The organism is Streptomyces sp. AgN23, assembly GCF_001598115.1.
Lineage (GTDB): Bacteria > Actinomycetota > Actinomycetes > Streptomycetales > Streptomycetaceae > Streptomyces > Streptomyces antimycoticus.
In genome coordinates this window covers 10,448,226-10,460,465 of sequence record NZ_CP007153.1, presented here as the reverse complement: position 1 = coordinate 10,460,465, position 12,240 = coordinate 10,448,226, and the positions used below count along the sequence as shown (strand labels likewise).

The 12,240-nt window shown below is 69.3% G+C and carries 9 protein-coding genes and 1 pseudogene; 4 read left to right on the top strand and 6 right to left on the bottom strand.

All coding sequences use genetic code 11. The annotated features are described in order from the left end of the window. Positions 1-188: 188 nt before the first annotated feature. A complete protein-coding gene (locus AS97_RS44670; protein ID WP_210566924.1) occupies positions 189-2,399 on the bottom strand; it encodes an MMPL family transporter in 2,211 nt (736 codons plus the stop codon). 253 nt (positions 2,400-2,652) lie between these two features. Here AS97_RS44670 and AS97_RS44665 point away from each other — a divergent pair, with 253 nt between their 5' ends. Both AS97_RS44665 and AS97_RS44660 read left to right on the top strand, forming a co-directional pair. Next, entirely contained in the window at positions 2,653-3,849 is a 1,197-nt protein-coding gene (locus tag AS97_RS44665) for a histidine kinase (protein ID WP_086708765.1), read from the top strand. Between the two features lie 90 nt (positions 3,850-3,939). Continuing rightward, a complete protein-coding gene (locus AS97_RS44660; RefSeq protein ID WP_059142361.1) occupies positions 3,940-4,620 on the top strand; it encodes a response regulator transcription factor in 681 nt (226 codons plus the stop codon). 188 nt (positions 4,621-4,808) lie between these two features. Here AS97_RS44660 and AS97_RS44655 read toward each other — a convergent pair whose 3' ends face one another. The 5 genes and pseudogenes from AS97_RS44655 to AS97_RS44635 form a co-directional block, all read right to left on the bottom strand. After that, entirely contained in the window at positions 4,809-5,186 is a 378-nt protein-coding gene (locus AS97_RS44655) for a nuclear transport factor 2 family protein (RefSeq protein ID WP_059142360.1), read from the bottom strand. Positions 5,187-5,282: 96 nt separating this feature from the next. After that, a complete protein-coding gene (locus AS97_RS44650; RefSeq protein WP_210566923.1) occupies positions 5,283-5,720 on the bottom strand; it encodes a hypothetical protein in 438 nt (145 codons plus the stop codon). Positions 5,721-5,872: 152 nt separating this feature from the next. Further along, positions 5,873-7,367: pseudogene (locus tag AS97_RS44645) on the bottom strand (IS1182 family transposase). A 107-nt stretch (positions 7,368-7,474) separates the two neighbouring features. Continuing rightward, positions 7,475-9,340 (bottom strand): ATP-binding protein, encoded by a 1,866-nt coding sequence (locus tag AS97_RS44640; protein ID WP_210566922.1) that lies wholly within the window; start codon positions 9,338-9,340, stop codon positions 7,475-7,477. Between the two features lie 609 nt (positions 9,341-9,949). Continuing rightward, positions 9,950-10,207, bottom strand: a complete 258-nt coding sequence (locus tag AS97_RS44635) for a hypothetical protein (RefSeq protein WP_210566921.1) — start codon at positions 10,205-10,207, stop codon at positions 9,950-9,952. 398 nt (positions 10,208-10,605) lie between these two features. On the opposite strand from AS97_RS44635, the gene AS97_RS44630 reads away from it, so the two are divergent. Continuing rightward, complete coding sequence (locus AS97_RS44630; protein ID WP_059142355.1) at positions 10,606-10,980, top strand: LysE family translocator; 375 nt, start codon at positions 10,606-10,608, stop codon at positions 10,978-10,980. A 93-nt stretch (positions 10,981-11,073) separates the two neighbouring features. Next, complete coding sequence (locus AS97_RS44625) at positions 11,074-12,198, top strand: IS630 family transposase (protein WP_086710425.1); 1,125 nt, start codon at positions 11,074-11,076, stop codon at positions 12,196-12,198. The last annotated feature ends 42 nt before the right edge of the window (positions 12,199-12,240 follow it).

Genomic DNA, 12,240 nt, shown 5'->3' with positions numbered 1-12,240 from the left:
TTCGCGGCGGGCGACCATGGTGATGTGCGCCCTTCTGAGGCCCACCCGGCGGGCGTTGCCACCAAGTGGGCCGAGCGGCGCCGCGAGTACGAGGAAGTGTTCGGCACGGTCAGCAACCCATGGAGCCGACCCCACAGGTCTGAGATCTGCTGCCGACTGGTGTGCGCCGCTGTCATCCGCGGATCGGGTCAGTGCAGGGGGCTGAGTTCGGTCGCGGGTTCTGGCCGCGCGCCGGCCGCTGGGGACTTGGCCAACCGTTCGCCTTCTATGTCGACGATGGGCAGCACGCGGTCGATCCAGGCGGGCAGGGACCACGCCCGGCGGCCGAGGAGAGTCAGGACCGCCGGCACGATCGTCATGCGGACGACGAAGGCGTCGAGTGCGACAGCGACCGCGAGACCGAGTCCGAGGGCCGCGATGACGGAGTCGGTGGAGTTCATGAAGCCCGCGAACACGCCGATCATGATGAGGGCCGCGGCTGTGACGACCTTGGCACTGTGCTCGAAGCCCGTGACAACGGCCTGACGCGGATCGGCGCCGTGGAGATATGCCTCGCGCATGCGGGTGACCAGGAAGACCTGGTAGTCCATGGCCAGGCCGAAGACGATGCCGACGGTGAGGATGGGCATCAGACTCATGATCGGCCCGGGCTGTTCGACGCCGAACAGATCCTTCAGCCACCCCCACTGGAAGACGGCCACCACCGCGCCGAGCGAGGCCAGGACGGACAGCAGGAAGCCCAGCGCCGCCTTCAACGGCACGAGCAGGGAGCGGAAGACGAGGATCAGGATCAAGAAGGCCAGTCCGACGACGACCAGGAGGTAGGGCATCAGGGCGGCCTTGAACTTGTCGGAGACGTCGATGCTCAGCGCGGTACTGCCGGTGACCATGGACTGGACGCCGGTGGAACGCTCCGTCGTCGTGGCCAGGGAGCGGATGTGGCTGACGAGGTCCTTGGTCGCGTCGTCGGACGGCGCGCTGTCGGGGATGACGGTGATGATGCCCGTGTCACCGGCGGGGTTGAACACCGCGGGTGTCGCCACGGCCACGTCGTCCATTGCGCGGATCTTCGAACCCATGGTGGCGGCTGCCTTTTTGGCGGTGGCCGCGGTCTGGTCGGTGACGACCACGGTCAGGGGGCCGTTGAAGCCCTTTCCGAAGGACTGCGCGAGCATGTCGTATGCCTTGCGCTGGGTGGTGGACGGTGGCTTGGAGCCGTCGTCGGGCAGTCCCACCTCCAGTCCGCTGACCGGGAGTGCGATCACGATCAGTGCTGCCACGGCGGGGATGAGAGTCCGCACCGGTCGGCTCACCACCGCCGTGACCCACCGTCGGCCGAACTGCGCCTTGGCCTCACCGCTGTCGCGGCCCTCCGCACGGTTGCGGGAACGTCCGCGGACGCGTTCGGGGGCGAAGCCGAGAATGGCCGGGATCAGTGTGATGGCGACGAGGACGGCGACGGCGACGGCTCCGGCGGCGGTGATGCCCATGGCAGTCAGCACCGGGAGGTTGACCACGGCCAGGCCGACGAGGGCGATCATGACGGTGAGGCCGGCGAAGACGACGGCCGACCCCGCGGTGCCGTTCGCCCGCCCCGCTGCCTCGCGGGCGTCGTAGCCCGCGGCACGTTCGGAGCGGTAGCGGGAGACGATGAAGAGCGCGTAGTCGATCCCGACCGCGATGCCCAGCATCGAGGCGAGTGCCGACGTGCTGCTGTTCAGATCGAAGACCGGGCTCAGCGTTGTGATCACGGCGACGCTGATGCCCACTCCGACCACGGCCGTCAGCAGCGGAAGACCTGCGGCGATCAACGAGCCGAGGGTAAGGAAGAGGATGACCGCCGCCAGGGCGAAGCCGATGGCCTCGGCCGAGGTGCCCTCCTCCTCCGTGGCGACCGCGTTGCCGGTGGCTTCGACCGTCAGCCCGGTCTTCCTGCCCTCGCTCAGAGCGTCGTCGAACCGCTCGTGGTCACGATCGGTGAGTTCGGCGGGCGTGATCCGGTACGTGACCGTGGTGTAGGCGGTCGCGCCGTCCTTGCTGACGGTTCCGTCTTTGAAGGGGTCGCTGACGGTACTGACCCGGGACGAGGAGGCCGACAGGCTCTTCAGGATCGTGGTCACCGAGGCCAGGTTGCCCCTACTGGTGATCTTTTCCCCGTGCGGGGACCGCAGTACCACGCGGGCGGTCGCGCCACTCGCGTTGGCCGCGGGGAATTTGTTGCTCAGCAGGTCGTTCGCGCGTTGTGACTCGGTGCCGGGCAGGGTGATGGCGGACGTCGTACCGCTGGTGGTCCGCGCGGCAGCGGCACTCACCGCGGCAAGGACGACGACCCAGAAGAGAAGCACCAGCCAGCGCCGCTTGAAAGCGGTCCGACCGATCGAGTGCAAGAAGGTGGCCATGAGGGCACGAAAAACTTTCTACTTATGCGAAGTTGGGACGGGATGCCGGGACAGGGACGTGCTGTACACGCCGTCTGCTGGGACGGCGCGATGGGCGGAAGCCGACCCTTGGTGAATGTCGTCGGCTGTCCGCATCACCATCGTCGGCCCGGGACACGGGGCGGCACGTCAGCCGTACGTACCGGGTGGGGGCGCGGCTGTCGGCCGTTCGACCGACAGCCGCGCCCCCACCCGCCCTCCTACGCTGAGCGTCGTGGATCGACATCTTCGGACTGCTCCGCACGTCAAACGGCTGATCACCGTCAGTGGCCTGTTCGCGTTCGCTCTCACCTGGCTGGCGGACATCGCCTTGGTCAGGAACGATTCCCTGACATTCGGAATCCCCTGGCTGCCCGTCGTGGCCACCGGCCCCCTGATCGCCCTGGCTGTCGCCCAGACCTCCTGGTCGCCGTCGCTGGGCGTGTGCGTCGCCACCGCGGTGTCATCGTCCTTGGTCCTGACCGCGTGGAGCCTGATCGTTCAGAGCACCATGGCGTGGTGGGGAGCACTGGAGACATTGGGCCTGCTGTGCATGGCCCTGCGCACCTCGGCCCAACCCGGCCGACCGGTCGTCGCGGTGGCGGAAACCGTCCTGATCAGCGTGACCGTACTTCTGCTGCCCCTGCGGATTGGGTCATGGCAGGCGTTCAACAGCGGCGGCTATGTGCTGACCATCGCCCTCGCCATCTCCATCACGCTCGGCTACACCATCCGAGCCCTGGAAGCGCGGAGGGAGCGCACGGCCCGCGAGGTCCGCTACGGGGAGCGCCTCGCCCTGGCCCGCGATCTGCACGATCTCATCGCCCATCACATGACCGGCATCATCGTGCAGGCCAACGCCGCCTTGTCCATCCAGGCCACCGCGCCTGACAAGATCGAGCCCATCCTGCGCAACATCGCCCAGGCCGGCGCCGAGACCCTGGAATCCACCCGCCGTCTGGTCCGCGTCCTGCGCGAGGAGAGCAACACACCGTTGCGGCCCGGCGACCTGCTCACCGACCTCGGTGAACTCGTGTCCGCCCACTGCGCCGCCGCGTCGCCCGGCTCCGGGCCCGCCGAAGCCGATACGGCACGCCTCGAGGCCACGGCGGCGGCGCGGGTGGCCCGACTCCGCCCCGAAGTGCAGACCTCCGCCCACCGCCTGGTCCAGGAAGCCCTGACCAACGTACGCCGCCACGCACCGGACGCGCACACCATCGTCCGCCTGGACGCCGATACGGAGCGACTCCGCGTGACCGTCACCAACACCCCACCGCACCGCAGGGCACTCATACCGGCCGGAGGCCGGGGCGACTTCGGCCTCCTCGGGCTCCAGGAGCGCATCGAGGCCCTCGACGGCACCCTGCGCGCCGGGCCGCTGCCCGACGGCGGCTGGGAAGTCTCCGCCGCCCTCCCGCTTGCACCGTCATGACCCCGGGCCGAGCCCTGCTCGAGCCGGACCCTGCCAAGGCGACCCGGGCCGACCCGAGCCGGCCCAGCCCCGTGATGAGAGGAAGGGTCAGTGCCCGAACCCCAGATTGACGTCGTCATCGCCGACGACCAGGAACTGGTGCGGATGGGATTCAGCCTGATCCTTGGTGTGCAGCCAGGGATCACGGTGGTCGGTGAGGCGTCAGACGGTGTGGAGTGCATCGAAATCGCGCGTCGTCTGCGTCCCCGGGTCGTGCTGGCCGACATTCGTATGCCGCGGCTGGACGGGCTGGAGGTCGTGCGACAGCTGGCCGGTCCCGGCGTGGCCGATCCGATGAACGTCGTCGTGATCACCACATTCGACCAGGACGACTATGTGCGAACCGCACTGCGCAACGGCGCATGCGGTTTCCTCCTCAAGGACGCCTCTCCCGCCCTTCTGGTGGAGGCGGTCCACGCAGCAGCACGGGGAGACGCCCTCGTCTCCCCCGCGGTCACCGTGCGGCTCCTGCGGAGGCTGGAAGCGACGGAACACGGGACGGCACAGGCGGCCGCGGCGTCCGATGAGGCCGCCCTCAGCGAACGGGAGCGGGACATCGTCCGGCTGGTGGCCGTAGGGCGCACGAACCAGGAGATCGCCGATGAGTTGTTCCTGTCGCTGTCGACCGTGAAAACATACCTGGCACGCATCCAAGCCAAGCTCAACGCCCGCAACCGGGTCGAGATAGCGGCCTGGGCCTGGGAACACGGAGCAGTCCGCGGGAGCCGATGAGACAGCCAACGGCATCGCCACCCCGACGTACTCGCCGCCCAACGCAAGGAACGCGCCCGCATCCGCAGCGAAAAGGGCATCCGCTGGGGCGGACGCCCCCTCAACACCGCAGCCTGATCAACCGCGAACCGCAGCTCCCGAACGCCGAAGGGGCGAGTTCAGGAGAAGGACAGCGACAGAAGGGTGACTCAGGAGGCGGACGGCTCGATCTCCCCCGCGAAGACGATGACCTGGTCGATGAGGCTCCGTCGCAGATGGACGACGTCCGTTCCGGCCAGGCGGGGGCCTCCATCAGGCGTGGTGAAGACCCACTGGTACCGGGCCCATTCGCCAGGCATGTCCACCGCTGAGCAGCGCACCATCGTGCCGGTCCCCGCCGGGTGGCGCCGGATGTCCAGCACGAACCGCTCGACCGCCGCGATTCCTTCGCTGCGACCCAACGGTCCCCAGAAGACCACGTCTGAGGTCAGGGCCTGGGAGAGCAGGGCAGTCACATAGCTGTCGTCCGAGGCGTTGAACGCGGAAATGAACATGTCGATCGCGGAGCGTGCGGTCTCTTCCTGCATGCCCCAGTAATACCAGCCCTTCCGCGTGCGCTCGTCCCACGAGCCGCCTTCCGATCACGGTGAACCATCCCGATCCCAGCACTAGTCACGCACTAGTCACCGTTTCCGGGGCGAAAACGGCAGCCCCGCCACAGGGCGTCCAGCGAACTCCGCCACCAGCGCGGCTGGCACTCCGGGACAGGTCCAGGCCATCTCCTCTCCCCAGTCCGGACGCATCGGCAACGGCCGCAGCACATCCCGCAGCAGCATCGCCACCTCCACCGACGACTCCGACACCGGCGTGAGCCGGAAGGCGACCAGGGAATGTGAGGAGGCATCGAGAGCCAGGGTGAGGTGGGCGGTCATCGGGTTGCCGAACACAAAGTCGAGGATTTTCACTGGCAGCGGGGTGGTATCCAGTGCGACGACGTGCCCTGGACGGGTGATCACAACCTTCGCCTTGCCCGTCTCTCCTTCGAGCGGTGCAGGCACTCGGCGTGAACAGCCCGGATCGCCTCGGTAGCCGCTCGTCGGCCCCGCGGCGGTGGCGTCCACCGTCCGTCCGCTAGGAGCGTGTGTCAGTAACGGGCAACGGATCGGGGGCGTGATTCCTGGGATCGCCCGGTCGCCCGGCCGGTTTGTCCTGCGGCGGTGGCCGGTCTTTCCGGTTCGGGAATTGACCGGACGAGGGTTGACGGCCGGGTCGGTCAGGCGATCGCCGCGGCGAGGCCAGTCGACCCGGCGTGTCGGTAGATCTTGCGGAAGTTGTGGCAGGCGGCCAGCAGGCGCCACTCGCCTCGGGCACCGTCCTCGCCGCGCAGGAGTAGCTGGCGGCCGTGGTGGCAGGTCATGATCTGGCCGAAGACGGGTTCGACGATGGCCTTTCGGCGGCTGTAGGCGGCCCGGCCGGGCTTGGTGCGCAGCTTGCGGGCCATGCGCTCCTTCACGGTGGCGTCCTTGGGGATGCGTCCGCGTGGTGCGGGCGGAACCTGTTCGTCGTGGGCCAGGCGGCCGGTGGCCATGAACGTGTCGGTGCCGCATGCCAGTTGGCGCTCTTGGGCGGCTTCCAGGTTGCTCTCGGAGCAGTAGCCGGCGTCGACGAGGGCCTGCTTGGCGTGGTGACCGGTGTTGGCGGCGGACTGGTCGAGCATGCTGGTGTAGTTCAGCGCGTCCGAGGGGTTGGTCGTGACGTCGGCGGCGGTGATGTCCTGGTGTTTCTCATCGACGACGGCTTGGGCGTTGTAGGCCTGGATGTAGGCGCCGTCGCTGTTCTTCATGATCCGCGAGTCGGGGTCGGTGAAGTTGGCCTGGGCCTTCGGCTTGGGCCTTCGGCTTGGGCCTCGCCTTCGCGGCGGCCTGCTCGCCCGCGTCGGTGACGGCCTGATCGTCGCTGACGCCGGTGCGGTCCTGTCGGCGGCGTTCTTTGTCCTCGGCGTGGCGGCGGGCCATCTCGGCCGCCTCGGCCTCGATCTGCGTGCGGGCGGCCTGCAGCCGGGCGAGCCGCTTTTCGCGTCGGTCCAGCTCCGCAGGCAGGTCAGTGTCCTTGCCGTCGACGCCGGAGGCCTGGTCCTCGGCGGTGTCGACGTGCTCGGCGTCGGCCAGCAAAGTGGCAGCCTTGGCCTCCAGGTTGGCGATCTCGGCCTCGATCCGCTCTTCCTTGTCGACCAGGCGGCCGTAGCTCATCGCCTTGTGCCTGGAAGCGTTGGCCTCCAGCTTCGTGCCGTCCAGGGCGACGCGGCCCATCTTGACCATGCCGAGCTTCTGCGCGAGGTGCAGCGACTGGAGAAACAGGTCCGCGAGGGCGTCCAGGTGGCGGCGGCGGAACCGGGCGATCGACCGGAAGTCCGGAGCCTGGCCAGCGGCCAGGAAACGGAACGCGACATCGTCCACGCACCGGCGCTCGATCGCCCGGGAGGAGCGGATGCCGGTGGTGTAGCCGTAGATCAGCAGCCGCAGCATCAGCCGCGGGTCATACGGCGGGAAGCCGCGCTTTTCGGTGTAGTCCACCAGGATCGGTGAGAGGTCGAGTACCTCGTCGACCAGGTCGGCGACAAACCGGGCCAGATGATCCTCGGGCAGCCAGTCGTCCAGCGACGGCGGCAGCAGCAGGACCTGGTGCGGGTCGAACGCCCGGAACGTCTTGTCCACCGCCGCCGGACGATGCTGCGGCCGCTTCTTCCCGCCCGGCTCGACCTCGAACAGCCCATCCCCGCCATGCATACCGGGATCATGCCGCAGAGAAGACCGCGAGATACGGGCGGGTTGACCACATGACTTCGTAAGAGGTGGCGGCACGGCCGGGGCGGATGTCAGGCGCGCGAACCGCGCCCGCGGCCGCGCAGTTCCCTTCTGCGCCGTCGTTCCTGCTTCTCCTCGGCCCGGCGGGCGCGCCGGTACGCGCGGGCCAGCACAGCGTGGGACAGCGGTACCACTTCGGGCCGGGCCTGCAGGAGCAGCGTGTACAGATCGCGCGAGACCGGCGCGCTGAAGCTGGGCCGGAACCCCTGCCACGAAGCGCGCAGACCCTCGGCGATCCAGGGGTCCACCCGCTCGGGGCGGGCGAGCACCCTGGCGCCGCGCACGGCGTTGTAGCCATGAGCCGAGGGGTAGTGGGCGACGTACCGCCGCAGCAGCTCGCCCGCCTCGGGGAAGTCCTCGCAGGCCCGGGACAGTACGCCCGCCAGGTGCTCGGAGCGGTGCCCGTCCAGCCCTGTCTGGAGGCGGTCGAACAGTTCCGGATCGGCGTGCAGCCGTGTCGTCACGAACCAGTGGGTGAAGGTCTCCGGTCCGATCCAGGGCTCCGCCATACGCGCGGGCGCAGGCGTCCCGCCGTGCAGCGCGAGGGCCCAGTCCACCCAGGCCCACATCGCGGACCGGGCCCCCTCCGCGGCCGACCCCGCGAACTCGGGGAGGCGTTCGAGGACGTGCGCGGCGGTGACGTACTGCCTATGGCCCGCCGACAGCAGGGTGAGCATGACGCGTTCGGGCAGGCCGGGATGGTCGGACAGCCCCGGAAGGGCGGGGACACCGGGAGCGGTGAAGGCCGCGGCCGAGCGCCGCCAGCGCCCGCGCTCGTGCTCGAAGAGGATCCCGGCGACCTCCTCGAGGGGCCGGGGGACAGCGGGCAGCGGGGTCCCGGTCAGCGCGCTGACGAGGGCCTGGGCGTGCAGGTCGAGCGGGGTCCGGCCGGGCAGGACGGGGGTGTCGACCGGGGCGGCGACGGTCCTGTCGGTCCGCCCGGCGCCGGTGCCGCCACCGAGGGCGGCGGTGAAGGCGGCCAGGGCCACCGCCTGGCGCTCGGCCAGAGCGGCACGGTCGAGCGCCGGCGGCGCGAGACGCAGGACGGGTGCGTCGGCGAGGAGGTGGAGCAGGTCGGGGCCGCCGCGGGAGTAGTCCAGTTCCTCGCGGACCACCGCGCGGAAGCGCTCCGCGTGGCCCACGACGAACAACAGGCGCACCGGCGGCGTGTCCCGCGGGCGCGCCTCGAACGCCAGCAGCAGCGGAACGACGGTCGCGCGCACGAGGGAGTGCAGGTGGCTGTCGACGTCGGAGCGCAGGTCGGCCTCGTCCACGACGATCAGCGCGGGCCTGCCCCGGTCGCGCAGCGCCGGGAACAGCTTGTGCTCGGAGACGCGCAGCAGCCGTCCGGCGGTCCACTCCTCACCGAGCGCCCGCGCGAGTTCCAGCGCCAGCCGCGACCTGCCGACGCCGCGGTCACCGGCGAGCAGCATGACCGGCGTGTCGGTCCCGTCCTCGCACCAGCGCCGCAGCCGGGCCAGCTCGTCGTCGCGGTCGCGGAAGGGCACGGGACTGTGCAGGGGCGACAGCAGCCGGAACACGCTGGGATCCTCCGCACCCGGGTCGGCCGCGCCCGGCGCCGGGTTCTCCAGCATCTCCCGGTAGGCGAGGAAGCGCTCGATCCGCCATGTGCGCCGCCCGATCACTCCCTCAACGGCGGACGCGGCGATCCCCCCGCCGGCCAGGCAGACGGGCTGCCACCAGGACTCGGCCCACACCCGGGGCCAGCCGGTCATCACGCAGAACCAGGCGACCCCGGCCAGGAAGCACGCCGCGCCGCCCCAGAACACCACGTTCGCCGCGATCGGCAGCCCCTTGCCGGGCCCCGGATCGTCCCAGCCGCCCCGCTGCGCACCCCGCCGGCCCACCGCGCCCATGCCCACGGCATCCCTCCCCGTCCACTCCCCTGACCCTCATGATCACCCCGACGAGTCCGGCCCGGCAACGGCCCGTCGGCCAGGTGCGCGAGGCGTGCCACGAGTCAGGGGAGGGCGCGCACTGGGTGCGTTTCGCAAATTTCTGGCAACAACGTCGACTCTCCGCCGCGGTCTGCGCACTCGCCGGGGCGCTCGCCCTCTCCTTCTCAGAGTTCGCCGGGGTCTGGAGGCCCCGGCCACCGCGGCTGCCCGCGCTGAAGCCGGCGTCTTCGCCAGCCGGAAGTGATGTCGGAGAGTGCCGCTGGGCTGGGGGCGGAATCAAGTAGGTGCTGCCCTGCTCGGTGAGTCCGTGCCCCGCACCGATTCCTCGGGTTCTCATGAACGTCGCAACACCCGACGTCCGGAATCGGGCCGCCTTGGCCATATCGGCGCCACGCGTTGGGGCCACTTCGGGTAGTGCCGACGGTTCCGAAGTCGGCCCCCGAAGGACTTCCGGGACGAACCACTGCCGTACAGGACAATGGCGAGGCGGACCTGGCCGCGGCCGCGGACATTCTGCAAGCGGCTGGCTGGCCTGCGGGCCTGGCTCAGCATCTGGGCCGGCTCCGCCTACTCCGTGGTCTCTTGCTCGTCGGGCAGGCTGTGCCTGATCCGATTGACCATGTTGCGGGCATCGGCAACCTGCAGCCTCGGGAACTCGAAGCTCAACACCCCTTCGCCTGCCATCCCGAAGGAGACCCGGAGCGCCTGCGCCACACCGGTGATCAGTTCCGGCTCGGACATCCAGACGATCCGGTCCAGGGCGAAGGCGTGCAGCAGCTTCCTTGGCTTGCCGACGAAGACGCCCCCGATCGAGAAGACCAGCAAGCGTTGAGCGGTGAGCCCAACGATGAACCGGCCGGGAAGCGGCAGTGCCGTTGCGGGAACATCGGTCCCACCGCTCCGGCGATCCCGAGCGCACCGCCGACCATGGTCTTGCGCACTCCGCCGGTCCTGAAGCCGAGGACGCCGTAGACCACGTGTTCCCCCGGCAACAGCTCGCTGGCCAACCGCTTTTCGACCTTGTCCGCCAGGGTCACGTGTCGCCCTCCACTCGCCCGTCACCGGTGCACGAAGCCAAGGAGTCTACGCAGGCCCGACGTATGTGATCAACCGCTTTCAGCATCGGCGACGAACGTCCCGACGCACGCCGGCCCTGCCGGGTGGCCGCAGTTGTCCGGCATCGGCACCACTCTGGCGGCGGTGCTGATCGCGGAGAATCGGCGATGTGCACCGGATTGCTTCCGCGGGAACCGGCCGTCACGGACGCGCAGCAACGGCCACCCACGAACGTGCGGCGCATCGTCCGGCAGGGTTTCGTCGTCGGAGTGAGCAATCCGAAGGGCTTCCTGATCTTCTCGGCGGTGCTGCCCCAGTTCGTCAACCGCTCGGCAGGGCACGTGACGCCGCAACTCCTGCTCCTCGACATCGTCTGCGCCGCTGTCGCTCTGGTTTCAGACTCGGCCTGGGGGCTCCTGGCCGGGACGGCACGTGGCTGGTTCCGTGGGTCGCCCCACCGCCTGTCCGCGATTGGTGCGGTGTCCGGGACGGTGATGGTCGGCCTCGGCGTCCGTCTGGCTCTCACCGGGAATGACGTGTGACAACGCAGCGGATACTCGCAACGTTGCGCGGGTCGCTGGTTACTGAGACACGCTCCTAGTGTCCTGCGCCAGTAGTTGATCGTTAGTTACTGCATGACTTCTTCTGCTGCTGGTGCTTCGGTCCCTCGTCGGGGCCCGAAGCTTGAACCGTTGCTGCTCTCCGACGAGGAGAGGGCGGTGTTGCAACGGTGGTCGCGTCGGGCAACGTCGGCTCAGGCGCTGGCCCTGCGGGCGCGGATCGTGCTGGCGTGTGCGGGCCCGGAGGTGCCGCCGATCGTGGTGGTCGCCCGCGAGTTGCGGGTGGCCGCCGACACGGTCCGCAAGTGGCGGCGGCGGTTCCTGGCCGAGCGACTGGACGGCCTGACCGACGAGCCCCGGCCGGGGCGACCGCCCACCATCGGTGTCGAGCAGGTGGAGGCGGTCGTGGTCGCCACGCTGGAGGAGATCCCGAAGAACGCTACGCACTGGTCGCGGAAGTCGATGGCCGAGCACAGCGGTCTGTCCAAGTCCACCGTCGGCCGGATCTGGCGGAAGTTCCAGCTCAAGCCACACCTGACGGACACCTTCAAGCTGTCCACGGACCCGTTCTTCGTGGAGAAGGTCTACGACGTGGTCGGGCTGTACTTCAACCCGCCCGAGGGCGCGGTTGTCCTCTCGGTGGACGAGAAGTCCCAGATCCAGGCACTGGACCGGTCCCAGCCGGTACTGCCGATAATGCCCGGCATGCCCGAGCGGCGCACCCACGACTACGTCCGTAACGGCCTGACCACGCTGTTCGCCGCCTTCGATGTCGCCACCGGCGAGGTCATCAGCTCCCTGCACCGGAGGCACCGGGCGACGGAGTTCAAGAAGTTCCTGGTCAAGATCGACAAGGAGGTGCCCGCGCACCTCCAGATCCACCTCATCTGCGACAACTACGGCACCCACAAGACACCCGCGATCAGGACGTGGCTGTCCAAGCACCCACGCTTCCACATGCACTTCACCCCGACCGGATCCTCCTGGATCAACCAGGTCGAGCGGTGGTTCGGCTTCCTGGCAGACCAGAAGATCCGCCGCGGCGCACACAAGAGCGTCCAGACCCTCGAAGCCGACATCCGCGCCTGGGTCAAGGACTGGAACGCAGACCCCAAGCCGTTCATCTGGACCAAGACCGCCGAGGAGATCCTCGAATCCCTCGCCCAATTCTGCCGACGGATCTCCGGCGCAGGACACTAGCCCATGAGGCCGTGCTCGGCGTACGGGGCGGCCATCCGCTCC

Bases quoted from the DNA above. Each gene is read 5' to 3' on its own strand.
- AS97_RS44670 (WP_210566924.1), bottom strand. From the start codon at position 2,399: ATGGCCACCTTCTTGCACTCGATCGGTCGGACCGCTTTCAAGCGGCGC.
- AS97_RS44655 (WP_059142360.1), bottom strand. From the start codon at position 5,186: ATGCAGGAAGAGACCGCACGCTCCGCGATCGACATGTTCATTTCCGCG.
- AS97_RS44640 (WP_210566922.1), bottom strand. From the start codon at position 9,340: ATGGGCGCGGTGGGCCGGCGGGGTGCGCAGCGGGGCGGCTGGGACGAT.
- AS97_RS44630 (WP_059142355.1), top strand. From the start codon at position 10,606: ATGTGCACCGGATTGCTTCCGCGGGAACCGGCCGTCACGGACGCGCAG.
- AS97_RS44625 (WP_086710425.1), top strand. From the start codon at position 11,074: ATGACTTCTTCTGCTGCTGGTGCTTCGGTCCCTCGTCGGGGCCCGAAG.